Here is a 25329-nt window from a genome sequence, read left to right as displayed (position 1 = left end):
TATTGATTTGTGTAAATTTCGGATTCATCAGAGCCACCCAAGCGCATGAATGTTTTTATCAACGATATCCCCCTTATTCTGAAAAAGGCTTCAGAAAAGGTGTACAAGCACGAGTATGATCTCATTCTGAAGGCTTCTGATCACTTTACCTCCAAAGACCTGATCGGGGACGTGCTGATCAAAGACGCCGATATTCTCCTGATCGATCGCATTGTGCGGCTGATGGAGGTGAAAAAACTCAAAAAGCTGCGGTCGCTTACGCTCGTTGCCAGTAAAAAAACCAAGCTCATCGAGCACCTCAAGGACCAGTTTAAGATTGTGAATGCGGCCGGGGGGCTCGTGCTGAAGGACGGACAGATCCTGATGATATACCGCCTGGGCGTCTGGGACCTGCCGAAAGGCAAACTGAACAAGAAAGAGGAGGTAGAGGCTGGCGCCCTGCGCGAGGTAGAGGAGGAGTGCAACATACAAGTGGAGGTGGTGGACAAGCTTCCGAAGACCTGGCACTCGTACGCCTACAAGGGCAAGAAGATCCTCAAGAAAACCAGCTGGTTCGTCATGAACTGCACCGACGACAGCCTGATAAAGCCGCAGGCGGAGGAATTTATCGAGGAGGTGCGCTGGATGACGCCGGATGAGGTGCTGGAGGTGCTACCAAAGGCCTATACCTCCATCGCCTTTATTGTCCGGCACTATCTGCAATCTCTGAAAACTGGAAAGGTATAAACTGATCTACGTTGCCGCCGAAGCGGTGAATCTCCCGGATAATGGAGGAACTGATGGCGGCAAGCTGCGGGGAGGTGATGAGGAACACACTCTCTAAGTCGTTGTTCACCTGCCGGTTCGCCTGCGCGATGGTGTTCTCATACTCAAAATCGGTGGTGTTGCGCAGCCCCCGCAGCAGAAACTGTGCGCCAACCTGCCGCGCGAACTCCGCCGTAAGCCCCTTAAACGTCTGCACCTGGATGTTCTCCTCCTTCGCAAACAGGCGTACCATCACATCATGCATCTTCTCGACGGGTATATAGCGCTGCTTGCTGCTGTTGTTCCCGATCGCCACAATCACCTCGTCAAACAGCTTTGCCCCGCGCATCACCACATCATAGTGCCCGTTAGTAAATGGATCGAAGGAGCCGGGGAACAAAGCGATTTTTTTCATGGGTTGATTGTTAGTTGATGAAAGTTGGTTGCTGTAAAGTTAAATTGTTCGATTGTTCAATTGTTACTGAGTAAGGAATTTGCGTAAATTTCTGTTTGCCGCTTGCGTGCAGGTATATGATATAAAGGCCTTATCATATATAACTGTTATTTCAACCATGCAGCCATTAAACAATTCAACCATCAAACCTTTTAACACTCAACAAATAGCAATCAACAACGAACTTCACTCACACAGGTGCAGGCTGTAAAGCTCGAAGTAGCGGTGCTCGAACAGGTCGTGGAATTTGTAGCTGTATTCTATATCCGCGGGTTTCTTGCCCAGTTTCACCTGCCGTATATACTTCTGCAGGATATGGAACAGCGCGGAATCATGCGTGATGTCGCCCCACACCACTAAGGTTTCCTGCTCCGGGTTCAGCTTCTGCTCCTGCATCACAAACACGATAAAGTATATGAAGTCCTCCGGGCTCTGGTACTGGAAAATATTGCAGAACTCCAGCCCGCTCTGGTTCACTACCAGGATGGTGACATAATTACGCTCCACGAAGATGTTCATCTGGCGGCCAGGGCTGTGGTCGGTGTGGTGGAGGATGCTGCGGATGAGGGCGCTGGTCTGGTGCACCACCTGTACCCGTTGCCTGGGGAAGATCTCCTGAAGTGCCTGATAAGCCGTGGCGTCCACCGAAAAGATATTGACGGCCTCCAGTCCGCTGTGGCGGTAGGAGAGCACCACATCCTGCAGGGCGTTCAGCTCGCTGTGCAGGCGCAGGTAGTCCTGCTGGTGCGCGGGGTCATAGAGCGTTTCGGGTACCAGCGTAAAGTGCTGGTTACTGAACGAGGCCCGTACGACGTTCCAGTGCTTTTCCTGCAGCAGCGGGTTCTCCTCCGCAATCAGGCGCAGTTGCTCTGCCATCTGAAGGGGCGTGAACACCGTTATCAGCTCATAATCCTCCAGTACCACAAACTTATTCCGCACTGTGTCGGCCACGGCAAAGCGGATGGCCTTTAGACTAAGCGATATATACAGATTGCAGTACGGCGCCTGCGAGAGGGCGAAAGCCTCGTCTTCGATCTTGTGGGAGAGCCGGTAATGGGTATTGATGGTGGTCAAACTAAGCTACGTTAAGGAGAAAGCCGCTTTGCGCCGGGGCGCTTTCTGCAAGTATAAAAAAAATATGGCAAAAGGCAGCAAGGCGCCCGTTAGGGTATAAAATAATGGTTCAGGCCCAGCAGGTCGTCGAGCGACAGCAGCAGTTGCAAGGTGCGGTGCTTGTCCTGGTAGGGGATGGCCTGCAGCTCTTTGATCGTCAGCCACTGCACGTGCTCCAGCAAAGCCCCGCCGGTTGCCGCCTCCGGGTCGGTGCCGGTGCGGAGGCTCCCGCCGGTAACGCGCACCTCGAAGAAGAACTCGACCGCGTGCAGCGGCGGCTGCAGAAACTCCTGCACGTACAGGAAGCGCTCCACCCTCACCTCCAGGCCGGTCTCTTCCAGCAGCTCGCGCTTCAGGCACGCCTGCATCGTTTCGCCGAAGTGCAGGCCACCCCCCGGCGGTGCCCAGAAAGCATTGTTGGCGATGGTGCTGCCGTGGCGCGCCAGCAGCAGCCTGTTGTCTTGTATACAGATGCCGCACACGCGCACGCGCAGCTTATCGGCGTAGGCAGCGGCATGGGGGTTTAGCTTTGGCAAGTGAGGCATGGTTTGAGAATCATATATAAGGCAGTACTTTTAGGGCATGATCAAAACTTTGAATCCTGACTTTGAGCAGGACATACGGCAGAAACTCGAGCACCAGGGGTTTATGAAGCTCCTGGGCTTTGAGGTGACAAAGATAGAGGTTGGGCGGATAGAAGGCGAATTAAAATTGACACCGGAGCACCGCCAGCACAAAGGCTTCGCCCACGGCGGCGTGATCGCCACGGTTGCCGACATCGTGGCGGGCTTTGCCGCCGTCAGTCTCGTGCCGAAAGACCATCATGTGGTGACGGCGGAGCTGAAGGTTTCCTATTTTCACCCGGGTGTGGGCGAGAGGCTGTTGGCGAAGGGCTACGTGATCAAGCCCGGACGTAAGCTCAACTTCTGTGAGGCGGAGGTGTACGTGGTGAAGGCAGATAACACGCACATACTCATAGCCAAGGCCACAACCACCATGGCAACCATAACCCCAGCAGATATACCGCGTAGTGTATAAAATCGATCGCAAATTCTTTGCCTCTGCAGGCAGCTCTCAAATCTTTTTTGGCTCTGGAAGACAAATAATTTGAAATTGGTGAACATTGTTAGGCATTATTATGTACTTTTAGGAAAAATAAAATTATATCATGAACAAAGGAGTAGTAAAGTTCTTTAATGAGACCAAAGGATTTGGGTTCATTAAAGATGAAAGCACAGGACAAGAGTATTTCGTACACGTTAGCGGTCTTGTTGACGAGATCAGAGAAAACGACGAAGTTACCTACGAACTTCAGGAAGGAAGAAAAGGACTAAACGCTGTTAATGTAAAAAGAGCCTAGTTCTTAATCATACACAGTTTTGAAGATCTAAAAAGCCTTACCATAGTGTAAGGCTTTTTTTTGCGCTTTAGCCCCGGCTGCTGTACCTTTACAGCAACCTGCGTGGCGGCCGGCGTGGTGTGGCTGGAAAGGGATAGAGCACGTCGTTCTCCCCCTTGTGTATCCTTCTCAGCGGCTACGCCCTTGCCGTTGCGTGCGGTCGCCATTTTACCCTCGATTTCATGCGCCCCTTAGAAGCCTTACGGAACAATTTCCCATTCGAACCCACAGAAGACCAGGCAAAGCTTTTTACAAAGTTGGAAGAATTCATTCTTGCCAAAAAGGAGGAGCGGCAGGTGTTTTTGCTCAAAGGCTACGCCGGAACCGGCAAGACCACCGTGGTCACTTCGCTCGTGAAAATCCTGAACACCTTTGGTTATAAGTATGTGCTGCTGGCGCCCACAGGCCGGGCGGCCAAAGTAATGGCCAGCTACAGCGGCACGCCTGCGCACACCATCCACAAGAAGATCTACCGCCAGACGTCAAACCCCTATTCCGAGGGGCTTTCGTTTACCCGCCAGCCAAACAAGTCAGACAACACGATCTATATCATAGATGAGTCGTCGATGATCTCGAATGAGAGCAGTTTTGGTGACAAGGGGCTGCTGGAGGACCTGCTGGGCTTTGTGTTCGATAAGAAAAACAACAAGCTGCTGCTGATAGGAGACACGGCGCAGCTGCCGCCGGTTGGCCAGGCGCTGAGCCCTTCGCTTGATGCGGAGTACCTGAAGCAGAACTTCTGGTGCCATGTGCAGCAGATGGAGCTGCGCCAGGTCATGCGGCAGGCCGAGGCCTCCGGTATCCTGATGAACGCCACGCAGCTCCGCGACCAGATGAAGCAGGACCCGCTTGAGATCAAGCTTTTCACCAAAGGCTGGCGCGACATTTTCAGGATGACGGGCGAGAAGCTGGAGGACGGTCTGCGTTACGCCTACGACAAATTCGGCATCGAGAACACCATCATTATCTGCCGCTCCAATAAATCGGCAAACCTGTATAACCAGCACGTGCGGCGGCGTATCTTCTTCGCCGAAGACGAGCTGGGCGTGGGGGATTACCTGATGATTGTGCGCAACAACTACTTCTGGCTGCCCAAGGACTCTGATATCGGGTTTATGGCCAACGGCGACTTTGTGGAGGTGACCAAGATCATCCGCTATGAGGATATGTACGGGTTCCGCTTTGCAGATATCCGCATCCGCTTCGTGGACTACCCGGACGCGCAGGAGGAAGAGGTAAAGATCATGCTCGACACCCTCTACTCAGACACGCCCGCCTTGCCCTCTGACCAGAACAAGAAGCTGTATGAGGCGGTGCTGCAGGACTATATGGAGATCACGACCAAGCGCGAGCGCAGCAAGGAGCTGAAGAAAAACCCCTACCTGAACGCGCTGCAGGTGAAGTTCGCCTACGCCCTTACCTGCCACAAGGCACAGGGCGGCCAGTGGAAGGCCGTGTTTGTGGATCAGGGTTTCCTGAAGGAGGACATGGTGAATGAAGAGTTTGCCCGCTGGCTCTATACAGCGCTTACCCGGTCTTCTGAAGAACTGTACCTGCTGAACTTTAACCAACAATTATTAGTTGACTAAGAAAACAAAACGCTATTTTGCATCGTTTTGATAAAAATTTAGTATAATAGCTATTGCAACAACCTTAACCCTTTATATAGATGAAAAAAGTACTTCTTTCTTTTGCTTTTGCGGCCTTGGTAGCTGGTAGCACTTTGGCGCAGGAACAACCAAAAGCCAAGGCGACAGCCCCGCAGGAGCAGGCGAAGAATGGCCCGGCGCTTACTTTTGAGGAAATTGAGCACAATTTCGGCGACATCGCACAGGGCGACGTGGTAGAGCATACGTTCAAGTTCACCAACACAGGCACGCAGCCGCTCGTAATCGAGCGCGTGGACGTAACCTGCGGTTGCACCACCCCGAACTGGACGAAAGAGCCTGTGATGCCAGGTAAAACCGGTTTCGTTACGGCCAAGTTTAACAGCGCCGGTAAAATGGGGCAGCAGAAGAAGGCCATTACGGTACACTCTAACGCTGCCGACGGTGCGAAATACGTGTACATCGTAACCAACATCAAGGACAAATCGACTGCCAGCGCCGTAAAGCAATAGTTAAAACCGCAGGCAGCAGCAAACATAGGAAGCCCTCCATTTTTGGAGGGCTTTTTTTGTGACAGCATTTTGAGTTACTTTTAACGTTATATATATAAATAGCGCTTGCTGGGCGACTGGATTTGTTGTTTTTCAGCTATATAATTCTTTACTTTATTGTGAAGTAATTGGCAGGAGAGACCAACCCCTTATCACGCCGCTGTAGGTCTGTAAATAAGGTATATTTTACAAGGCATATAGTGGAAAGGGGTGCCGGAGCACATCCATCTGCGCATACTAAAAAAACTTAATTTCAGATTCTTGCTGTTTCTGAGAGGCTGGCAGGCTTCACCAATTCAAGGGGAAGCCGGGTCGCGGGGCAGCAGTTCCGACTGCGGAAGCGAGTTATTACCAGCTATATATAGCTTGTGCTGGAGTGAACTATATCAGTAATTGGTTCCAGCACGTGCTGCTCTTGCTAAAAGCTTTTACCTGAGATGGCTTATTGTGCCTGCCGTTGCTTCGATTATTTGAACATTGAATTTCTTTTTATACCATATTCACTTTAATAATTTAGTGCAGTTTCATGGCTTAGGCTGCTTCAGAAGTTCTGCTTTCAGTGTCCCTTTTTATGTATAAGTTTTTGTTTGTCTTCCTGCAGTTACTTGTCCTGGTTTCTGCCCCCGTCCTGGCCAGTGCAGATGATCCTCTTTTCACCCGTGTATTATCCCTGAACGAAGCTGTAGAGCTTGCAAAAACACAGTCACCTCAATATCGCAGCGCTACCGTGCTCCTGGAGAACAGGCAGTGGCAGTACAGGACATTCCGCTCCAATTTCTATCCGCAGCTGAGCCTGAGCGGTGTGCTGCCAGAGTACAACAGGACCATTGACCCGCGTATTACCGACAACGGAAGCCTGATCTTCATCAACACGCACAACGCCAACTCCTACCTGCAACTCTCGCTTGGGCAGGAAATCGGGCTGACAGGCGGTTATATATCCATCAACAGCCAGATCAAGCGCCTCGACGACTTCCAGGCTGACGCAAACCAGACGAGGTATTCTTCCATACCGGCCACCATTACGCTGAACCAGCCGATCTTCGGGTTCAACTACCGGGCATGGGACAGGAAGATAGCCCCGCTCCGATACGAGGAGGCCATCCGGGACTACAGGGAGGAGATGGAAATTATCTCGAGCGCGGCTACGAACCATTTTTTTAACCTCCTGCTGAGCCAGATCAGCCTGCAGATAGCAGAGAAGAACGTGGCCAACAGCGATACACTCTACAAGCTTTCAGAAAGCCGGTTTGAGGCCGGCGAGATCCAGGAGAATGACCTGCTGCAGATGGAACTCACGCTCCTGAACTCCAGGCAGAACCTGGAGCAGGCGATACTGGATGTGGAGGCCAATACGCTTAACCTGAAAGTTTTCTTGGGCATTACTGACGACTACCCTATCAAACTGGTAACCCCTTACGAGATCCCCATATTCGAGGTGGATGAAAAGATAGCCCTGGACGAGGCGCATAAGAACCGGCAGCGCGTAATCGAATTTAAGCGGCAGATACTGGAGGCAGAGAGGGGAGTGGCGCAGGCAAAAGGGCAGTCAGGGTTCACGGCAGATCTTTTCGCTTCGTTTGGATTGACGCAGCAGGCACTGGAGTTTCAGGATGTGTACAATGATCCGGCGAGGCAGCAGCGTGCCAGGATCGGCTTCAACATCCCCATCATGGACTGGGGCCGCACAGCCTCGAAGATCGGGACCGCCACAGCCAACGAAACCCTGGTGAAGGGAAACGTGGAGCAGCAAAGGATCAACTTCGACCAGGAGATTTACCTGAACGTGAAGCGCTTCAGGGTACTGCGGAAGCAGGTAATCGGGGCGAGACGGGCCGATGAAATCGCGGAGAAGCGCTACAACCTCACCAAGGAGCGTTACCTGCAGGGGAAGCTGGGCATATTGGATCTGAATTTCGCCACGGAGGAGCGTGACAAGGCGACGCGCAGCTTTATCAGCGCCCTCAGAAGTTTCTGGTCGGCTTACTACACGCTGCGCCGCCTGACCCTATATGACTTTGAGCACAACATGACGCTCGTTGTGGAATATTAAATGCGCCGAGATACTTGGCCAACTTCGAAACTGGTCAAAAATTGCTTGCAGCCTACAGGGCTTTTAACACAGCATAAAACAGGGCGCCCCATCCGACAATAAAGGCCGTTCCGCCAAGCGGTGTGACGGCACCTAACCAGGTGATGCCTGTGAGGCAAAGTGTGTAAAGGGAGCCTGAAAAAATAAGAATGCCGATAAAGAAGCACCAGGCCGCTATCTGCAGCGCCGGCTGCTCTACCCTGAACAGCAGCAGCCCCACCGCCAGCAGCGCCAGTGTATGGTACATCTGGTATTTCACGGCAGTTTCGAACGTTTCAACCCGGTTCGTCGCCCGGAGCATCGGCCCCAGGGCGTGCGCGCCGAAGGCTCCGATGGCCACAGTGAGCGCCCCGAAAGCGGTGGCAATCAGCAGAATAGTTTTTTGAGTCACTATATATATAGATTTAGGTCTGGGGCGTGATTCCTGATCACTGCTGCAAAGGTAAGGCTCAGGCCTTGAAATCAGTATAATGGAGGTGAAATAATGGGGAAACAGTGTCCTAAAAAAAGCTATTCTTCATCGCCGAGCGCCTCAATGACCTGCTCCTCAAACTCACTCTGGCTATCGTACTGAGTAAAATTCAGTGTCTTGCCTTTTGCTTTCAGTTCATTTATCACATCCAGGGCTACCACCAGCGGGTCTCTCTCTTTCCCATTCAGGTCAGCGCCCCAGTCGGCGCCCAGCAACAGCCCGTCGCCGTACATGCCGACGCACCAGTTCTCCAGAAACTCCACCAGCGAAATGCTTTCCGGCGTATAGGCTTCCCATTCGTCTTCAGCGCAGGCCTCGGCGCCTTTTTGCGCAGACCAGAACAGGATCACTTCCGTCTCATCAAACTCTGCTGAGCTGGACGTGGCCCAGGTTTCATCCTTGGTGAGTCCCCATACAGCATCTGTCTCCACAATACGGGTTATGAATTTGTTATAGGTATTCTTGCTGGTAGCTGCATCTAACGTCATGTTTGTCAATTTCTTATATTCAAAGTCTTGTTTCCTGATCAATTCAAACCATTAAGGCTGTGTTGCAATAGGCCATATAAGGCGGTGATGTGGTATTCACAATATAAGGTTTTTGCGCGGCGGGGTAGCAAAACAGATTGAAAGATCAATATTATATACGTTAAATCATAATTTTAGGAACAGATTGGGATAGTCCGAAATGATGCCATCCACCCCCATCTGCTTCAGGCGGCGCATTTCCTCTAGCTCGTTCACCGTCCATGGAATCACGCGGATGCGCTGCTGGTGGGCGGCGGCTATCAATGCGGGTGTCACCAGGCGATGGGCCGGGCTATATATGGTCGGGGTGAATCCCAGTTTTTTTAGGTTCTTTTCAAACCCTGATGTGTTTTCTACCAGCAGCGCCGTCTTCACCTGCGGGAATTTCTGATGCAACACCTGTAGTGTCCGCACATCGAACGACTGGATGATGACCCACGGCAGTAGCTGTTTTTCTTCCAGCACCTCCATCAGGCGCGCCACGAACTCTTCCGGTGCCGGGTGGTACTTGCTGTCCGTTTCAGGCTTCAATTTTGTTTCGATGTTGTAGAACACCTGCGGCAGTCGGTGTTTTTTTAGATAGGCCTGGGTGTAGTCTAGCACTTCCGATAGCAGGGGTTTGTAAGCTGGCATGAGTTGCTGCTCCGGGAAACTGCTGTAGCGCTTGGAGCCCACATCGAAGGCCCGGATGTCGCTGTAATCCATGTTGTACAGCACATACTTTTTCTTATCTGCAGCAGGGATCTCCGATCCATCGGGCAGCAGCTCGTGCGCCGGGTTTATATAGGGGTCGTGGGAGAGCAGCACCTGGCCGTCTCTGCTGATGTGCGCGTCCATCTCGAGTGTCGTAACGCCGAGGTCAAGGGCGGCCTGCATGGCTGGCAGGGTGTTCTCTGGAAACAGGCCGCGCGCGCCGCGGTGTCCCTGGGTATCAAAAGCAGGCAGCCCGGCAGTAGCTGAAGTCATTTTGGAGGTGCAGTTTGTGAGGAGCAAAAAAGCGGCAAGGGCAGTGGAGAGCATCGATTGCATAGGATTTACCAGTAGTTCAGAATAAATCTCGCGCTTTTATGGGTGGCAGAAAAGCACAGTAGCCAAAATTAACATAATGATTTTCATGTCCGTTTATACAAGTCAATTTTAGGGGGCGGTTAAGGCTACCTGCCTAACCCGACTGCTAATCTTATGTATATGGATACGGTAAGTTGTTAGATAAAAATGGGTGAGAAGAGAAGCCTAATTCTGCGCATCGACATATTTTCGTGTCTGCAGAAAAATTGCGCATGGGGCCGCATTTCCTAAATAAATATAATCGGAATCACCACAGCATGGCGCTATAACAGCAGAAGCCGGACACAGGGCCCGGCTTCTGCTGTTATAGCGCCATGTAGACTAATTATTTACACTAATGTCCACCTTCTTTGTCTCGATGGAGCCTCCGTCAGGGCCTATTTTGATGGTGGTTCCTTTCTTTTCCTCCACCACGACCTCTTTCGCGGGGGCTTCCACCACAATTACCTCTTTGGCTGGCTTTTCGACTTCCACCACCTTAACGGTTTCTTTCTCCACCACCTTGGTTTCTACTTCTTCTGGTTGCGTTGTGCAGCCAAAGTTTAATGCAAGCGCAAAGGCACTCACTAAATGAACAATTCTCATATGATTACAGCCTGTAAGGGGTGAAGGCAATCAAAAATAGATAAAGCTTAAAATCCAGGATTGGATTCAGGGGAGTAGTACTTTCTTGCCACTTACAAGGTAATCATATATAACAGCAGATGCTATTGAATTTGCATATATAAAAATATATAAATATTATTAATGGTTTCGTCAGTGCATTGCATCCGGTAGCTACTTGCTGTAGTTGCGCTCCCCGAAGATGCCGCTGCCTACCCGGATCATGGTGCTGCCCTCGGCCACCGCCAGTTGCCAATCCGATGTCATGCCCAAGGAGATTTCCTTAAAGCTTTCTTTGGCGAAAAAGAACGTTTCTTTCAGGTTCTGGAAACACCCGCGCAGGTAACGAAACTCCTCGCGCAGCTTGTTTTCATCAGTAGTGTTGGTGGCAATGCCCATCACGCCGGTTACGCTGATGTACTTCATCTGCCGGTAATCATCCGATTGTAGCAGCGCCACCGCCTCGTCGTAGCTCATGCCATACTTGGTTTCCTCATCCGCAATTGATATTTGGAGCAGGCAGTTTATGGGCATCGTGCGCCCGAACATCTCTGCCCGCCTGTTTATCTCGATCAGAAGCTTCAAACTGTCCACTGACTGAATGGTGTCGATGAACTCGGCGATATACTTTACCTTGTTCGTCTGGAGGTGGCCAATCAGGTGCCAGGCGATGTCGTGGGGGAGCAGGTCCCGCTTTTCGATCAGTTCCTGCACCTTGTTCTCGCCGAAGAGGCGATGCCCGGCATTATATGCCTCCATGACTTTCTCGGCGGGATGTGTTTTAGACACGGCCACCAGGCGGCAGGGTGTGTTTCTGAGTTGCGCATCGAAGTAAAGTATGTTCTCGGCTATAGACATGGTTCTTTTGTTTTAATGTATCACGTAGCTCGTATCACGTAGCACGATATATAAAATCACTGCTGTTTTTTGTCGTGATACGTGATACGCAATACGTGATACGTTTTTCAATCCTCCAGCACGTTGGTGAGGAAGGTGTTTTTCAGCAGCATCCAGAACACCAGCAGCAGCAGCGCCCATTTCAGGTACACCTGGTAATAATCCTGGGTGTCGCGGAAGCGCTTTTCTGTGATCTCCGTTTTCTCCAGCCGGTTGATGTTGCGGAAGATCTCCTGGAGTGCGTCTTTGCTGTCGGCCCTGAAGAAGCTTCCCTCGCCCACCGTGGCGATCTTGCGCAGGGTGGTTTCATCGAGCTGTGTCTCGACGAAAATCGTTTTGCCCGTTTCCTCCTCTTTGTACGCCACCTGCCCGTCTTTACCGATCCCGATGGTATAAAGTTTTATGCCATATGCGTACGCGAGTTGCGCGGCCAGCTCCGGGTCCAGGCTCCCGGCGGTGTTCTCCCCGTCGCTGATCAGGATGATGACTTTGCTCTTGGCTACTGAGTCGCGCATGCGGTTGATGGCCACCGCCAGGGCGCTGCCAATCGCGGTGCCGTCATTTTCGATCATCTTAAAGCCGATGGAACTGATGTTGTCGCGCAGCAGCTGGTAGTCGGTGGTGAGGGGGGAGAGGGAGTAGGCATCGCCTGCAAAAACCACCATGCCGATGCGGTCCTGCACCCGTCCGCTGATAAACTCAAGGGCCACTTCCTTCGCCGCCGTCAGGCGGTCAGGCTTTATATCCTGCAGCTCCATCGAGCCCGACACGTCCAGCGCCAGCACAATGTCGATGCCCGCCGCGGATTGCGCTACCTGCTCGTTTACGCGCTGGGGTCGGGCCAGTGCCACCACCACCAGCATCATAAAAAGTATATACACGATGTTGGGGATATGGCGCAGCACACTGCTCCACTGCCAGCGGGCTTTGCCCTCGAACATGGCCAGGTCCAGCTTGTTCCGTGTGTTCAGGGTAAAGAGCCACTTCAAGAGGAACAGCAGCGGCACCACCGGCAGGGCGTAGAGCATAAGCGGGTACACCCACTCAAAAGAGCGGAGCGTACTGTAGCTGAACCACTCCAGGCTCAGCCAGTCCCAGAAATCATCGCTTAGTCTTAGCATTCCGGATCAGTTCTCGTTGGGTTTTGTGGCGGCCCTTGGCAAATCGCCGCAGCATGCCCAGGGCCAGCTTCGTCTCACCCTCCGATTCCGTCTGCAGGTTGCCATATATGGCCTTGTCGCAGATGCGGAGGGCGGTGTTTACTTCCTCGTCATTTTCATAATATTCCACGATCTCTTTGGTCGTGAAGGAGTTGATGGCGCTCCGCTCCAGCTTCGTCAGGTAATTCTTCCAAAGCGATACCGCCTTCTCCAGGCTTTGGGGCGAGCCGGTTTTTTTAAACCGTTCTTCATGCGAGTTATAGCGGGAAGCAAAATACACGTGGTCCTTTCGGAGGCGGTACAGTCGGTACTTGTCCCGGATGGCCTGCCCGAAAATTAGCCACACCAAGGCCACAAAAGTGGCCGTAGCCATAATCCACAAAACGAGCACCGGCCAGTTGAAGCGCGTCTCCACCGGGGCCAGCTGGGTGTCTTCCTTCACCGCCAGCGGCTCCTGCACCGCCTGCACCAGTTGGGCCACCGCAACAGTGTCTGCTGCGGCGTACACCAGCTGTGTATCGCGCTGGCCCAACACATAGATGGGGAGTGCCAGCCATTGCGAGGGGCTAGTCTCAAAGGTGCGCAGGGTATATACGGCGCTGTCGGTGCTGATGCCGGCTTTGGTTTTAGTCGGGAAGTAAGCCCGGCGCACCAGCTCAAAGGGGGAGAAATTATCGCGTGCCGATGGGAGGATGACTTCCTGGGCCGCAGGGTGACGGTGCACCAGCGTGTACTGCAACAGCTGGCCCAGCTTTGCGGTGTCGCGGTTAAAGGCCCCTTCCGGTTTCGGAATCTGCCCCGCAGCCACCGTCTGCACGAGGCACAGGCATAAGATCAGGATATGTTTAGGCACTTTTCTTCGTCGACTTGTTTCTAAGCCTGAACAGGTTAATCAGTTGCGGGACGTAATCCTCGTTCGTTTTGATAGTGAGGTAATTTGCCTGGTATTTCTGGCACAGGCGCATCAGGTCCTCTTTGTTTTGGTTGTACTGGGCCAGGTAACGCTGCTGAAACTCTTCGCCTGAGGTGTTGAGCCAGATGGTGCGGCCCGTTTCCTTGTCCAGCACGGGCACAATGCCCATGGGCGGCAGGTGGTGCTCGCGCACATCCAAAAGGTGCAGCACGATCAGGTCGTGGCGCTTGGCCAGCATCGCCAGCTCCTTGTCGTAATTCACATCTATGAAATCAGAAAGCAGCAGTATAATGCTGCGGCGCTTGATAATGTCCAGGGTAAGCTTGATGCCGGCGGCCAGGTTCGTTTTCGCCGACTTGGGCTGCAGCTCGCTCAGCGCCTTGATGATGCTGTAGGCCTGCTGAACGCCTTTGGCCGGTTTGATGTACTTCTCTTTCTGGTCTGAGATACAGATCATCCCGATCTGGCTCTGCTGCCGCGCAGCGGACAGGGCCAGCACGCCGCATATCTCCTTGCCCACGTCAATTTTCTGCTGCGCCCCCGTGCCGATTGTCTGCGAGGCGCTCACATCCAGCATCAGGAAAACCGACTGCTCCTTTTCCTCCCGGTACGTCTTCACAAAGGTGCCGTGGCCTTTCGCTGACACGTTCCAGTCAATAGAACGCACATCGTCGCCGTACTGGTATGCGCGCACATCGTCAAACTCTAGCCCGGTGCCTTTAAAGACAGAGTGAAAGTCGCCCTGCATTTGCGTGGTGATGGCTTTGCGTATGCGGATCTCGTACTTGCGTAGCTTCTTTACAAGCTCTTTCATGGGCGGCTGCCGTGTTGTGTAATTTTAAAATTATCACATATTCTCGTAATTTACATCCGTGAAAAGACTTTTCTGCATACTTTTTTGCCTCTGCCTGCTCAGCTGCCAGCAGCAAAACGAAGACAAACCCGAGAATATGATCCCGCAGCAGAAGATGGTGCGTATCCTGGCTGATATCCATACCGCGGAGGCGCAGTTGGAGCGCAACGTCTCGTACCCGGACACAGCCCTGGTAATGTTTGCCGACCAGCAGACCGATATTCTGAAGAAGCACGGGGTGGGGAAGCAGGCTTTCAAAGATACATACCGCTACTATCTCACGCACTTGGAGGAGATGGACAAACTGTACGAGATGATAGTAGACTCACTCAGCGTGCGGGAGTCGAAAGCGGAGGCGATCAAAGCTAAGACCGATACCACAAAGGCAGTCCGGATCATTAAGAAGCAGCCCGGGGCAACAGGTACAGAATAGCCCGGATGCCCCGGTTTAAGCATCAGTCATGTATCTTCAGCTTGGCGAAGCTGAGCAGCAGGGTCTTTTCGCCCACTTCCTCGAAATTGATGATGGCCTTGGTGCTGTTGCCCTGCGTGTCCATCTTTTCTACCACGCCAAAGCCGAATTTCGGGTGCTCCACCTTCATTCCCGCTGCGAGTTTGGAGGTGTCGCTGGCCTTGAAGTCGGCGGGAGGGGTATAGTTGCTGGCCACCTGCTTGCGTGGCGGGGCGGCTACTAAACTGCTCTTGCGCTGCAACACCCGGTCGAACACGTTGCCGCCACTGCTGGCCCCGCTGTCCCCGTACTTAAAGTTTATATACTTCGGGTCGATCTCGTCGAGGAAGCGGCTTTTCTCGCAGGCCCGCAGGTTACCCCACTGGTAGCGGCTGGTGGCGTAGGTAAGGTACAGTTTCTTCTCCGCCCGCGTAATGGCCACATAAAACAGGCGTCGCTCTTCTTCCAGGTCGGCGCGGGAGTTGAGCATCATCTGGCTCGGGAAGAGGTTTTCCTCCATCCCCACGATGAACACGTTCTTAAACTCCAGGCCCTTGGCTGAGTGGATCGTCATCAGCGTCACGAACTCACCGTCGTCATCGGCCTTGGTATCGGCATCCGTGATGAGGGCAATGTCCTGCAGGAAGGCCGACAGGCTCTTGTCTTCCTTCTCCGGATCGTCCACATACTCCTTTATACCGTTCAGCAGCTCCTGTATGTTCTCGTAGCGGGCAAGGCCCTCCACGGTCTTATCCTGGTACAGGTCATCCACGATACCAGAGTGCTTGGCCACGTGCTTGGCCACCTCAAAGGCATCGGAGTGCTCGGCAATGCGGGCAAAGTCGCGGATCATGATGGAGAAATTCTCGATGGCCGTGCCCACGCGGTTTCCCAGGAACTCCGTCGCGTTCATCACCACCTCCCACACGGCGTGGTTGGTGTCGTTGGCCGTCACGAAAAGCTTCTGCTCGGTGGTTTCGCCGATGCCACGCTTGGGGTAGTTGATCACGCGGCGCAGCGCCTGCTCATCGTTCGGGTTCACCGTCAGGCGCAGGTACGCGATCAGGTCCTTGATTTCCTTGCGCTGGTAGAAGGAGAGGCCGCCGATGATCTTGTACTTGATGTTCATGCGGCGCAGCGCCTCTTCCATCGCGCGCGACTGGGCGTTGGTGCGGTAGAGGATGGCGAAGTCGTCGTAGGAGAAGTGGTTGCCCATTTTCTCCTCGAAAATGGTGGTGGCCACCAGCTTGCCCTCCTCGTTGTCGGAGTTGGCTTTGATCACCTCGATCAGCGGGCCCTGCTCGTTGTCGGTGAAAACTTCCTTGCGGAGCTGCGCCTGGTTGTTTTTGATCACCGAGTTGGCCGCGTGCACGATGTTCTTGGTGGAGCGGTAGTTCTGCTCCAGCTTAAACACCTCCAGTTCGGGGTAGTCGCGCTCGAAGTTGAGGATGTTCTGGATATCCGCCCCGCGGAAGGCATAGATGGACTGCGCATCGTCGCCCACCACTACGATGTTGCGGTTCTGGGCGGCCAGCTTGCGCGTGATGAGGTACTGCGAGTAATTCGTGTCCTGGTACTCGTCCACCATCACGTACTTGAAGATGTTCTGGTACTTGTTCAGCGCGTCCGGGTGATCCTTAAAAAGCACGTTGGTCTGGAAGAGCAGGTCGTCGAAGTCCATGGCCCCGGCCCGGAAGCAGCGGCTCTGGTACATCTCGTATATCTTCCCGATCTTGGGGCGCATCGCGGCCTCATCATCCGCCTGGATCACCGCGTCGTTGAGATACTGCTTTACCGAGATGAGCTTGTTTTTGGCGGAGGAGATGCGGCCCAGCACCACGTTCGGCTTGTAGAGCTTGTCGTCCAGGTTCATCTCCTTCACAATGTTGCGGATGAGCGTCCTGGAGTCGTCGGTGTCGTAGATGGTGAAGCTCCTGGGGTAGCCGATCTTCTCGGCCTCTGAGCGGAGGATGCGGGAGAAAACGGAGTGAAAGGTACCCATCCATATATTCTTGGCCTCGTTCCCGATCACCTTCTCGATACGGTGCCGCATTTCCTTCGCCGCCTTGTTGGTAAAGGTAAGGGCCAATATGTTGAACGGGTCCACCCCCTGGTTGATCAGCTGGGCGATCCTGAAGGTTAGTACTCTTGTTTTGCCGGAGCCGGCACCCGCAATAATCATGGCAGGCCCCTCTTTGTGCAGTACCGCCTGGCGTTGCGACTCGTTTAGTAAACTTAAATGATCCATTTCTTCTCTTCCGCGTGCTTCTTTAAATCAATGCAATTTACGAATTCAATTCCGTTTTCTGAACGGCGGCTTTACTTTTGGCACGGCGCGTGCAGTGACGTGTAAAGATAAGCGCCGGTATGTGAACAGGAACAAGCGGCAAAGCGTTTAGAATTAAGCTTGTATCTTGCAGGAAAGTTTGCGGTTGCCGCTGAAAGGTAGATACAATGACCATTGGCCGGTACTGTGGTGATTTTGCGGATCGCCTGCACTTGTTTATTTTTGAACAGACATTTTTTGATTTACCTCAATACCCTTATATGAAGCATTTGCTACTGATATTGCTTTTAGTCGGTGCGAGCCAGGCTGGCTTTGCTCAGACTGCGCCTCAGAAAACTGACACCGCAACAAGTGCTGCGAAGGCTGCCGTAACAGCATCTGCCAAGCGTTCAGGCGCCCCCGCCCCAGTGGTGGTGACTAAAAAGATATGGCGGACCCCGGCTATGGACGAGGCCATGGCCTATTACAAGGCGCTGCGCTACCAGGCGGCCTATATAAAGTTCAGGGAGGCGATTGCGCAGGGCGATAAAGATGCTTATTACTTCATTGGCCGCATGCACCAGTTCCGGGAGCTCAAATATGACTCTGTGCAGATAGATACCATCCAGCAGGTGCAAAACGCTGAAAAGTACTTTGCAGCCAACAAAGACTCTGCGAACCACTACTATAAGCTCGCCCTGCAGGAGGGCAGCGTGTTAGGGCACCTGGGCCTGGCCGAGATGATGATACTCCGCACCAAGGATGACAAGCGGAAATTCACCCAGCACATGCGTACCGCAGCCATGGAGATCAGGGAAAAAGCGGTGGCAGGCGACGCCTTCAGCAACCGGATACTGGGCAGCATGTATTATACCGGTTTCGGGGAGATGGTAGACAAGGGCCTGGCCTTTAACTACCTGAGCCGGGCCGCAGAAGCAGGGGATGTGCAGTCCTACACCTCGCTTGCCAACCTGTACCTGAACGGCGAGGGCGTCGGGAAGGATTATGAGAAGGCGGTAAACTGGCTTAACAAAGGAGTGGAAGCCGGCGAGAGGGAGGCGCTATATACCCTGGCCCTGCTCTATGAGGAAGGCACTCTGGGCGAAGTGAAAGTAGAGGAGGCGCGGCATCTGTACCGTAGCGCGGTAGGAAAAGGAAGCGTGAATGCCTACGAGCAGCTGATGTATATAAACCAGACCCCAGATCAGAAAGTGGTGATCTCGGCCATCAACCGCGACCCGGAGATGCTGCAGCGGGCCATCGCGGCGGGCGGCGACGTGAACACACTGGCGGTGCCGGAGGAGTACAGCGCACAGCTGCACGGGCGCACGCCACTGATGCACACGGTATATGTGCCCATGCTGTTAGAGGATTACGGCACCACCTATGAGCCAGAAGTGCGGTTTAAGACAGTGGCGCTGCTGCTGAGAAAAGGAGCCAATGTGAACGCGCAGGACGAGGACGGCAAAACAGCGCTCCATTACCTGGTGAGCAGCTCCAGGATTAAATCAGAGTTGTATGAGATGGAGCAGGTGCAGTTACTGGACACGCTCCTCAACAACGGCGCAGACCCGAACATACAGGACAAAGAAGGCAATACGGTCTTGGCGCAGGCGCTGCAGGCCACCATTGGCCAGCACATCGGCATCATGGAACTGGAGAAGCTGCTGCAGTCGGGCGCTAATCCTAACAGCAAGAACAGCGAAGGCAAAACACCGCTCATGCTGGCCTGCGAGATCAATGCCAACTACGAGGTCATTGTCGCCTTGTTGCAGGCCGGCGCTGATCCGAAACTGCTCGACAATACGCAGAAAGCCGCCATTGATTACACCAAGCATCAAAACGTAGAGAACATCCTGCTGGCCTCCGGTTCGCCGCAGCGCCAGAAGTAACATCTTTATGAAGAATCGGTCCGGGAGATATGAATTTATTCGGCATACCGTACCGCTCCTTGCCCGTACCGGCCATCGGCTTTAAACTATTTTATCTTTACCTTTGTCTCCCTTTCATATATTTTAAGGTTGAAGGGTATTTATCCCGATGCCATTTCCATTTAGAACATGATAGTCCTACAGAATACGGTCATCAGCGATGACGTGCGTGAACAGTTTTTTGTGTGCAATCTCGATAAGTGCAAGGGGGCCTGCTGCGTGGAGGGGGACCTCGGGGCTCCATTGGAGGAAGAGGAACTTACCATATTGCAGGAAAGCTATGAGCAGATAAAGCCGTATATGACGGGTGCCGGAAAGCATGCGGTGGAGGAGCAGGGGCTGTATATTAAAGACTGGGAGGGTGATTATTCCACGCCCACCATCAACAACCGGGAGTGTGCCTACGCTATATATGATGAGAATAAGACACTGAAGTGTGCCATTGAGCAAGCCTACAACGACGGCAAAATCGGTTGGAAGAAACCTATCTCCTGCCATTTGTATCCCATCCGCGTCACGAAGTACGATGATTTCGAGGCCTTGAACTACGACCGCTGGGGCATTTGCAGCGCCGCCTGCAGCTTCGGGCAGGACCTGGGGGTGCGCGTATACCAGTTTCTGAAGGAACCGCTCATCCGCAAGTACGGCGAGGGCTGGTACCAGGAACTGGAGAAGCTGGTGGAGGAAGAGGAGGCAAAGCCATCTTAACCTCTAGAAGAAAAATCAGAAGAATAGCAGAGGCTTTTCAAGTATTCCTTAATTAAGTGAGGGAAAAATACAGCCCCTCCTGAGTTAGCGGTGGAAACATTTCCTCCCTAAGGCGGGAGGGGCTGATTTTTTAATCTCATAAAGGTGTTTAAAGATATAGATGAGGGGTAAGGACAGACTTACGGCCGGGATATAAGTAGTAAATTAATCATAAAAAATATAATTAAATGCATACTTTAATTTTAAAAAGCAGTATACAATAACTCGTTTGGTATATTTTTCTATGATGCTACAGCATCTCTGGTTCTTTAAATAATAACGACCAGCCATCGCCCTAGGCTCGCTTTTGATTAAGCTATGTAATTGATTTTCCCCTAACCCCACAAAGGTTTAGTGCCCCCCCTTACACCGGCAGGTGTCATTTCCAGATGATCCATCAGTGCAGGTTATGGCTTCACTCTGTAACTGTCTAGTAGCCTGACAGCACGTCCATTAGATCAATTACACAACTCAAAAGCAAACTTATGAAAAAAGATCGAACACCTATTTCATCTGGGACAGTGTTCGCCCAGATGCCTGGCTTTAGTGTGATGCAAAGCCAAGGCTACTTAATTTTAGTCTTATGGCTGCTTATTTTGCTTCAGCCTCAGCTTCTTTCTGCTCAGGTTGACCACCCCGAATGGAGGTGGGCCAAACAGGCAGGTGGTCCGTCTTCCGACTACGCCAGTGCTGTGGCTACTGGCTCGTCCGGGACAGTATATACCGCCGGGGCCTTCAGCGGCACCGCTGCGTTCGGTAGCACAAGCCTTACAAGCAGCGGCGCAGAGGACGCCTATATAGCACACTATACTGCTGACGGAGATTTACTGTGGGCCCACCAGATAGGAGGACCAGCAGCAGACCGTGCCACCGCCATCGCGACGGATGGATCTTATAATATATATATAGCTGGCACGTTCAGCGGCACCGCCGACTTTGGCGGCACGAGCCTGACAAGCAGCGGCGAAGCGGATGCCTTTATCGCCAAGTATGATGCGTCGGGCTCCTTGCTATGGGTGCGACACGAGGGGGGAGAGCGCATTGACAGTGTTCTGGAGCTATCGCTTGATATAGCTGAAAACGTTCACCTGGCCGTTCGTTCCGAAAGGAGCAGCAGCGATGAGCCCCTGGAGCAACAGGTCTACATATATAAATACGGCTCTTCTGGAAATTTACAATGGTCATCCAACGCAGGCGGAGAAGGCGGCAATGTTACAGATATATCCTTTGATTCGGGCGGTAATGCCTACGTCACAGGAGATTTCACCGGAACGATGGTGATTGGGGGCCAGACTTTCCAAAGTCCAACCAATACTTATGAGAAATACTCCGCTGTTTTTACGGCAAAGTTTAATCCGGATGGTGAGGTAGCATGGGCTAGGGAAGCGTACGGCATGGAGAAGTACACCGAGATAGGGTTTCCTGCCTCTGTTCAATCAGCCCAAATAGCTACGGATAAAGCTGGCAATGTCTACATTTCCGGCACTTTTTACAGCGGTATCCAGTTTGGTGATGTTATACTTGATGTTGGGTTTGATCGTGAAATTCCAGAAGAAGTATTTCTGGCCAAATATGATAATGCAGGTAATCCGGTATGGGCCAGGTGGGTTGACGGCCTTAATGGCGGCGTTGACATAGTAGCATTAATATCCAGTGCGGATGATAACCTCTACCTGGCCTATCACCCGCTGGGTTTCATGGCCCAAGACCCAACTGCCAATGTCAATAAATACGATACAGATGGGAACCTGATCTGGAAAATAATCGAAGATGCCGATTTTGACAACCCTACGCCCATCCATCAAATTGCCCTGGATGAAGACAGCCGGCTTTATATGACTTTCTCTTTTATTGGAGAAGTTTATATATTAGGCACAACCGGAACTGAGGAGACTTCGGAACTTATTACCAGCGACGATTTGTCGAACCGATTTACTGCCATTTACAGCGCGGAGGGAGCGCCAGTATGGGTGCAGCAGGTAGGAACGAGTGCCATATCCGATGCTCCTGATGGGGTGTATATGGCTGGCTCGTTCGAAAACACAGCCACTTTCGGAACTGCCACCCTGACCAGCAACGGAGACAAAGACGCTTTTCTTGCCAAGGTTCACTTTAGCGTCATAGATAACCCCTACTACTGTGTTCCTGTCATAGCCAATGGCTGCACGGATTATAACGTTATCGCATATTTTAAATTCGCCAGTTTATATTCCAATACGCGGGGGTGCTTATACCTTAACGGCTACACCAACTTTTATCCTTTTAATGACAAGTTTAACCAATCATATTACGTTGCGACAGTGAAGCCTGGGCAAAGCTATCCCATCAGCCTCAGGTCTGAGTCTGAATATGGTTATATTTCGCAGGAGCAAGCCTATGGGGTGTGGATCGATTACAACGATGACAAGGATTTCGATGACCCGGGAGAGTTTGTGTACGCCTCCCCCGAAGTAGGAGCCGAGTTCTCCGGTACCGTCACGATTCCGGCCGACGCTGTATCGGGTGTGAGGCGCCTGCGGGTAAGGAGCAGGCCGGATGGCGTGTTCGCGGCCTCCGAGTCCTGCACGGCCGGCACCTACGGCGAAACCCAGGATTACAGCATCGCCATCGGCTACTGCGCACCGTTCCCTTACGCCCAGAGCAACAACGGATCCTACATCGACAACTTCAGCTTCCATACCCTTGTCCATAACAACTCAGGCTTTGATGCGCCCGGGTATAACTTGTATGAGCCTACCGGCACCCTGACCACCACCGTCACTAAAGGCGAAAGCTACAGCCTCAGCGTGCAGTCAGGGCCGGTGGCGCAGGCTTTTGGCGTGTGGATAGACTACAACAATGACCTTGACTTTGATGATGAGGGGGAGTTGGTATATGCCTCTCCAATCCTCGGCGAAGATTATATCGAAGAAGGAACCATATATTCCCCCTCCGTCAGCACCGATCCGTTCACTGGAACAGTTGTGATACCTGCCTCGGCTACTGCAGGCCCTCTGCGTTTGCGGGTACGGTCGAATTCGTTTCCGTTCCTGGGTGGCGGGTACGGCGCCTGTGCGGAGTATGATTCAGATCCTGTTGGCCCCGATTCAGACTCCTTTCTATATGGAGAAACAGAGGATTACACAATCATCATAGAGGAGCCTGAGGAAGAGCCGCCTGTGATTACTTCTTTCTCGCCGAGCCAGGGCCTGCCCGGTACCACGGTCCAGATCATAGGGGCGGGATTCGAAACAGCAACAGCTGTTAAATTTAATGGTGCGGGAGCAAGTTTTGAGGTAGTCAGTAACACAGAGTTGAAAGCCGTCGTTCCGGCCGCGGCAACCACAGGCATCATCACTGTCACCACGGAGGGCGGGGAGGCCACCAGCGGAACAGACTTTGTCGTACTGCAACCCAGCATTTTTGTCTTTGCGCCGTGGTGGGGCCATGCGGGCACTAAGGTCATCCTGATCGGGCAAAACCTCTCCACCACCAGCGAGGTCCGCTTCAATGGCGTGCCAGCGAGCAATTTCACGGTCTACAACGACTATCTGGTGCGGGCGACGGTGCCAGCCGGGGCCTCCACAGGAAAGATCAGCCTGTCGCTGTATGGTGGGGCGGAGGCAATTAGCCCCTGGGACTTCCATGTGCTCTGGTGGCCATCAGCCCTGATCGCTTCAGAAGCAGCGGCCGATTCCACTGTTCAGGAAGAGGTAAAATCACCAGGACTGGAAGAGGGGTTGGTGGCGTACCCGAACCCCTTTCAAGAGGGCGTCACCATCTCCGCCACATTGCAACAGGAGGGGCCTGCGGAGCTGATCATTTTCTCGGAGCTTGGGCAGCGGGTGCGGGAAATCCGCTATGGGCAGCTTGGGGAGGGCCGCCATGACCTTATGTGGGACGGAAAAGACAGCCAGGGCATAAAGGTGGCGCGCGGACTCTACTTTTACCAGGTGGTGCTCGGCAACAGGCTCCTGAGCGGCAAGCTGCTCAAGTCGGGGGGCGGCAGGTAAAGCCTTGAGCACACAAAAAAGCCCGGGCCATATATGGCCCGGGCTTTTTTGTGTGGGTCTTGCTTATAAATCCGTGAAATCAAAGTTATCAAGGTAGGCCGTTGTGAAGTTGCCTTCTTTGAAACCGGGATCATCCATCAGCTTCAGGTGGAAAGGCACCGTTGTTTTTATGCCTTCTATCACAAACTCGCTCAAGGCGCGCTTCATTTTCACCAACGCCTCCTCCCGTGTCTGGGCGCTCACGATGAGCTTTGCGATCATGGAATCGTAGTTTGGTGGAATGGTATAGCCGGAGTAAACATGCGAGTCTACCCGCACACCGTGGCCACCCGGCATATGGAGGGTGGTGATTCTGCCAGGCGAAGGCCTGAATCCATTTTTTGGGTCCTCTGCGTTAATGCGGCACTCAATGGCGTGCATTTTCGGAAAGTAATTTTTGCCGGAAATCTTTTCGCCGGCAGCCACCTTGATCTGCTCCTTTATCAGGTCAAAATCAATCACTTCCTCCGTAATCGGGTGCTCCACCTGTATCCGCGTATTCATCTCCATAAAGTAGAAGTCACGGTTTTTGTCCACCAGAAACTCGATGGTGCCGACGCCCTCGTAGTTGATGGCTTTGGCGCCGGCTATGGCCGCCTTTCCCATTTTTTCACGAAGCTTGTCAGTGATGAAAGGCGAGGGGGTTTCCTCTACCAGTTTCTGGTGACGGCGCTGGATAGAGCAGTCACGCTCCGAAAGGTGCGCCACATGCCCATGCTGGTCGCCGATGAGCTGTATCTCGATGTGGCGGGGCTCCTCCACAAACTTCTCGAGGTAGATGCCGTCGTTGCCAAAAGCCGCTTTCGCCTCGGTGCGGGCATCGTTCCAGCCTTTCTCGAATTCAATATCGTTGCGGGCGATGCGCATTCCTTTGCCACCACCGCCGGCGGTTGCTTTCAGGATGACCGGGTACTTGATCTTCGCTGCGAGTTTAAGGCCCTCCTCCAGTGACTTTAACAACCCTTCGGAACCCGGAATGGTGGGGACTCCTGCTTTCTTCATGGTTGCCTTGGCAGAGGACTTGTCACCCATCTGGTTGATCATGTCCGGGGTGGCGCCAATAAACTTGATATGGTTCTCGGCGCAGATGCGGGAAAATTCAGCGTTCTCCGACAGGAATCCGTAGCCCGGGTGGATGGCGTCTGCGTTGGTGATTTCAGCGGACGCGATGATGTTCGGGATGTTGAGGTATGACAGCGCGCTTGGAGGAGGACCGATACACACTGCCTCGTCGGCGAAACGCACGTGCAGGCTTTCCTTGTCGGCGGTAGAATAAACAGCCACCGTCTTTATCCCCATCTCTTTACACGTGCGGATGATGCGCAATGCAATCTCGCCACGGTTAGCGATTAGTATCTTTTTAAACATATTTTTCAATTAGAAATTAGAAATTAGAAATTAAAAATAGCTGGGATGGGATTTTAACATCTATAGCTCCCATCTTCTAATT

23 protein-coding genes are annotated in these 25329 nt (G+C 52.7%); 10 read left to right on the top strand and 13 right to left on the bottom strand.

What is annotated here, in order from left to right:
* Positions 1 to 45: 45 nt before the first annotated feature.
* Positions 46 to 726, top strand: coding sequence for an NUDIX hydrolase (locus ABD920_RS14815; RefSeq protein WP_345160131.1), 681 nt, complete (start codon positions 46 to 48; stop codon positions 724 to 726).
* Here ABD920_RS14815 and coaD read toward each other — a convergent pair.
* The 3 genes from coaD to ABD920_RS14800 all read right to left on the bottom strand — a co-directional run bounded on the left by coaD (position 680) and on the right by ABD920_RS14800 (position 2856).
* Positions 680 to 1159 carry a pantetheine-phosphate adenylyltransferase gene (gene coaD / locus ABD920_RS14810; protein WP_345160129.1) on the bottom strand — a complete coding sequence of 160 codons (480 nt, stop codon included), beginning with the start codon at positions 1157 to 1159 and terminating at the stop codon, positions 680 to 682. The genes ABD920_RS14815 and coaD overlap by 47 nt on opposite strands.
* Before the next feature lie 225 nt (positions 1160 to 1384).
* Positions 1385 to 2272: a DUF3822 family protein gene (locus ABD920_RS14805; protein ID WP_345160128.1), complete on the bottom strand. Its 888-nt coding sequence runs from the start codon at positions 2270 to 2272 to the stop codon at positions 1385 to 1387.
* 89 nt (positions 2273 to 2361) lie between these two features.
* On the bottom strand, positions 2362 to 2856 hold the full coding sequence (locus tag ABD920_RS14800; RefSeq protein ID WP_425568629.1) for an NUDIX domain-containing protein: 495 nt from the start codon (positions 2854 to 2856) through the stop codon (positions 2362 to 2364).
* Positions 2857 to 2893: 37 nt separating this feature from the next.
* Between ABD920_RS14800 and ABD920_RS14795 the strand changes: the two genes are divergently transcribed.
* The 5 genes from ABD920_RS14795 (at position 2894) to ABD920_RS14775 (ending at position 7921) form a co-directional block, all read left to right on the top strand.
* On the top strand, positions 2894 to 3349 hold the full coding sequence (locus ABD920_RS14795) for a PaaI family thioesterase (protein WP_345160125.1): 456 nt from the start codon (positions 2894 to 2896) through the stop codon (positions 3347 to 3349).
* 130 nt (positions 3350 to 3479) lie between these two features.
* Complete coding sequence (locus ABD920_RS14790) at positions 3480 to 3671, top strand: cold-shock protein (protein ID WP_115564124.1); 192 nt, start codon at positions 3480 to 3482, stop codon at positions 3669 to 3671.
* Positions 3672 to 3892: 221 nt separating this feature from the next.
* Positions 3893 to 5299, top strand: a complete 1407-nt coding sequence (locus tag ABD920_RS14785; RefSeq protein ID WP_345160122.1) for an ATP-dependent DNA helicase — start codon at positions 3893 to 3895, stop codon at positions 5297 to 5299.
* Between the two features lie 80 nt (positions 5300 to 5379).
* Positions 5380 to 5829: a DUF1573 domain-containing protein gene (locus ABD920_RS14780; protein WP_345160120.1), complete on the top strand. Its 450-nt coding sequence runs from the start codon at positions 5380 to 5382 to the stop codon at positions 5827 to 5829.
* A gap of 610 nt (positions 5830 to 6439) precedes the next feature.
* A complete protein-coding gene (locus ABD920_RS14775) occupies positions 6440 to 7921 on the top strand; it encodes a TolC family protein (protein ID WP_345160119.1) in 1482 nt (493 codons plus the stop codon).
* A gap of 52 nt (positions 7922 to 7973) precedes the next feature.
* Here ABD920_RS14775 and ABD920_RS14770 read toward each other — a convergent pair whose 3' ends face one another.
* From ABD920_RS14770 to ABD920_RS14735, 8 genes are all read right to left on the bottom strand, one after another.
* Positions 7974 to 8351, bottom strand: coding sequence for a DUF423 domain-containing protein (locus ABD920_RS14770; RefSeq protein ID WP_345160118.1), 378 nt, complete (start codon positions 8349 to 8351; stop codon positions 7974 to 7976).
* Positions 8352 to 8470: 119 nt separating this feature from the next.
* Entirely contained in the window at positions 8471 to 8920 is a 450-nt protein-coding gene (locus tag ABD920_RS14765) for a DUF2750 domain-containing protein (protein ID WP_345160117.1), read from the bottom strand.
* A 165-nt stretch (positions 8921 to 9085) separates the two neighbouring features.
* Entirely contained in the window at positions 9086 to 9988 is a 903-nt protein-coding gene (locus tag ABD920_RS14760; protein WP_345160115.1) for a glycerophosphodiester phosphodiesterase, read from the bottom strand.
* A 360-nt stretch (positions 9989 to 10348) separates the two neighbouring features.
* Entirely contained in the window at positions 10349 to 10612 is a 264-nt protein-coding gene (locus tag ABD920_RS14755; protein WP_345160113.1) for a hypothetical protein, read from the bottom strand.
* A 192-nt stretch (positions 10613 to 10804) separates the two neighbouring features.
* The gene (locus ABD920_RS14750; RefSeq protein ID WP_345160111.1) at positions 10805 to 11488 is read right to left on the bottom strand and encodes a YggS family pyridoxal phosphate-dependent enzyme; all 684 of its coding nucleotides are present in this window, start codon (positions 11486 to 11488) and stop codon (positions 10805 to 10807) included.
* A gap of 107 nt (positions 11489 to 11595) precedes the next feature.
* Positions 11596 to 12648: a VWA domain-containing protein gene (locus tag ABD920_RS14745; protein ID WP_345160110.1), complete on the bottom strand. Its 1053-nt coding sequence runs from the start codon at positions 12646 to 12648 to the stop codon at positions 11596 to 11598.
* Positions 12629 to 13540 carry a hypothetical protein gene (locus ABD920_RS14740; RefSeq protein ID WP_345160109.1) on the bottom strand — a complete coding sequence of 304 codons (912 nt, stop codon included), beginning with the start codon at positions 13538 to 13540 and terminating at the stop codon, positions 12629 to 12631. The genes ABD920_RS14745 and ABD920_RS14740 overlap by 20 nt, the downstream gene beginning before the upstream one ends.
* Complete coding sequence (locus ABD920_RS14735; RefSeq protein ID WP_345160108.1) at positions 13533 to 14414, bottom strand: DUF58 domain-containing protein; 882 nt, start codon at positions 14412 to 14414, stop codon at positions 13533 to 13535. Before ABD920_RS14735 ends, ABD920_RS14740 begins: the two co-directional genes overlap by 8 nt.
* Before the next feature lie 58 nt (positions 14415 to 14472).
* Here ABD920_RS14735 and ABD920_RS14730 point away from each other — a divergent pair, with 58 nt between their 5' ends.
* Complete coding sequence (locus tag ABD920_RS14730; protein ID WP_345160107.1) at positions 14473 to 14886, top strand: DUF4296 domain-containing protein; 414 nt, start codon at positions 14473 to 14475, stop codon at positions 14884 to 14886.
* 22 nt (positions 14887 to 14908) lie between these two features.
* Here the strand turns inward: ABD920_RS14730 and ABD920_RS14725 are convergent, their stop codons facing one another.
* Positions 14909 to 17152, bottom strand: a complete 2244-nt coding sequence (locus tag ABD920_RS14725) for an ATP-dependent helicase (protein ID WP_345160105.1) — start codon at positions 17150 to 17152, stop codon at positions 14909 to 14911.
* A 299-nt stretch (positions 17153 to 17451) separates the two neighbouring features.
* On the opposite strand from ABD920_RS14725, the gene ABD920_RS14720 reads away from it, so the two are divergent.
* The 3 genes from ABD920_RS14720 (at position 17452) to ABD920_RS14710 (ending at position 23840) form a co-directional block, all read left to right on the top strand.
* Positions 17452 to 19062 carry an ankyrin repeat domain-containing protein gene (locus tag ABD920_RS14720; RefSeq protein ID WP_345160104.1) on the top strand — a complete coding sequence of 537 codons (1611 nt, stop codon included), beginning with the start codon at positions 17452 to 17454 and terminating at the stop codon, positions 19060 to 19062.
* A 168-nt stretch (positions 19063 to 19230) separates the two neighbouring features.
* Positions 19231 to 19809, top strand: coding sequence for a DUF3109 family protein (locus tag ABD920_RS14715; protein ID WP_345160103.1), 579 nt, complete (start codon positions 19231 to 19233; stop codon positions 19807 to 19809).
* A gap of 635 nt (positions 19810 to 20444) precedes the next feature.
* Entirely contained in the window at positions 20445 to 23840 is a 3396-nt protein-coding gene (locus tag ABD920_RS14710) for a GEVED domain-containing protein (protein ID WP_345160101.1), read from the top strand.
* A 63-nt stretch (positions 23841 to 23903) separates the two neighbouring features.
* Here ABD920_RS14710 and accC read toward each other — a convergent pair whose 3' ends face one another.
* On the bottom strand, positions 23904 to 25247 hold the full coding sequence (gene accC, locus ABD920_RS14705) for an acetyl-CoA carboxylase biotin carboxylase subunit (protein ID WP_345160100.1): 1344 nt from the start codon (positions 25245 to 25247) through the stop codon (positions 23904 to 23906).
* Between the last annotated feature and the right edge of the window lie 82 nt (positions 25248 to 25329).

Origin of the sequence: Pontibacter saemangeumensis, from assembly GCF_039541895.1 — a bacterium.
GTDB classification, from domain to species: domain Bacteria; phylum Bacteroidota; class Bacteroidia; order Cytophagales; family Hymenobacteraceae; genus Pontibacter; species Pontibacter saemangeumensis.
This window is presented reverse-complemented; position numbering and strand designations above follow the sequence as displayed.

What these genes read in the sequence shown, in the direction of transcription:
- ABD920_RS14815 (WP_345160131.1), top strand. Translation starts at nt 46, where the DNA reads ATGAATGTTTTTATCAACGATATCCCCCTTATTCTGAAAAAGGCTTCA.
- coaD (WP_345160129.1), bottom strand. Translation starts at nt 1,159, where the DNA reads ATGAAAAAAATCGCTTTGTTCCCCGGCTCCTTCGATCCATTTACTAAC.
- ABD920_RS14800 (WP_425568629.1), bottom strand. Translation starts at nt 2,856, where the DNA reads ATGCCTCACTTGCCAAAGCTAAACCCCCATGCCGCTGCCTACGCCGAT.
- ABD920_RS14795 (WP_345160125.1), top strand. Translation starts at nt 2,894, where the DNA reads ATGATCAAAACTTTGAATCCTGACTTTGAGCAGGACATACGGCAGAAA.
- ABD920_RS14790 (WP_115564124.1), top strand. Translation starts at nt 3,480, where the DNA reads ATGAACAAAGGAGTAGTAAAGTTCTTTAATGAGACCAAAGGATTTGGG.
- ABD920_RS14785 (WP_345160122.1), top strand. Translation starts at nt 3,893, where the DNA reads ATGCGCCCCTTAGAAGCCTTACGGAACAATTTCCCATTCGAACCCACA.
- ABD920_RS14780 (WP_345160120.1), top strand. Translation starts at nt 5,380, where the DNA reads ATGAAAAAAGTACTTCTTTCTTTTGCTTTTGCGGCCTTGGTAGCTGGT.
- ABD920_RS14775 (WP_345160119.1), top strand. Translation starts at nt 6,440, where the DNA reads ATGTATAAGTTTTTGTTTGTCTTCCTGCAGTTACTTGTCCTGGTTTCT.
- ABD920_RS14765 (WP_345160117.1), bottom strand. Translation starts at nt 8,920, where the DNA reads ATGACGTTAGATGCAGCTACCAGCAAGAATACCTATAACAAATTCATA.
- ABD920_RS14760 (WP_345160115.1), bottom strand. Translation starts at nt 9,988, where the DNA reads ATGCAATCGATGCTCTCCACTGCCCTTGCCGCTTTTTTGCTCCTCACA.
- ABD920_RS14755 (WP_345160113.1), bottom strand. Translation starts at nt 10,612, where the DNA reads ATGAGAATTGTTCATTTAGTGAGTGCCTTTGCGCTTGCATTAAACTTT.
- ABD920_RS14750 (WP_345160111.1), bottom strand. Translation starts at nt 11,488, where the DNA reads ATGTCTATAGCCGAGAACATACTTTACTTCGATGCGCAACTCAGAAAC.
- ABD920_RS14745 (WP_345160110.1), bottom strand. Translation starts at nt 12,648, where the DNA reads ATGCTAAGACTAAGCGATGATTTCTGGGACTGGCTGAGCCTGGAGTGG.
- ABD920_RS14735 (WP_345160108.1), bottom strand. Translation starts at nt 14,414, where the DNA reads ATGAAAGAGCTTGTAAAGAAGCTACGCAAGTACGAGATCCGCATACGC.
- ABD920_RS14725 (WP_345160105.1), bottom strand. Translation starts at nt 17,152, where the DNA reads ATGGATCATTTAAGTTTACTAAACGAGTCGCAACGCCAGGCGGTACTG.
- ABD920_RS14720 (WP_345160104.1), top strand. Translation starts at nt 17,452, where the DNA reads ATGAAGCATTTGCTACTGATATTGCTTTTAGTCGGTGCGAGCCAGGCT.
- ABD920_RS14715 (WP_345160103.1), top strand. Translation starts at nt 19,231, where the DNA reads ATGATAGTCCTACAGAATACGGTCATCAGCGATGACGTGCGTGAACAG.
- accC (WP_345160100.1), bottom strand. Translation starts at nt 25,247, where the DNA reads ATGTTTAAAAAGATACTAATCGCTAACCGTGGCGAGATTGCATTGCGC.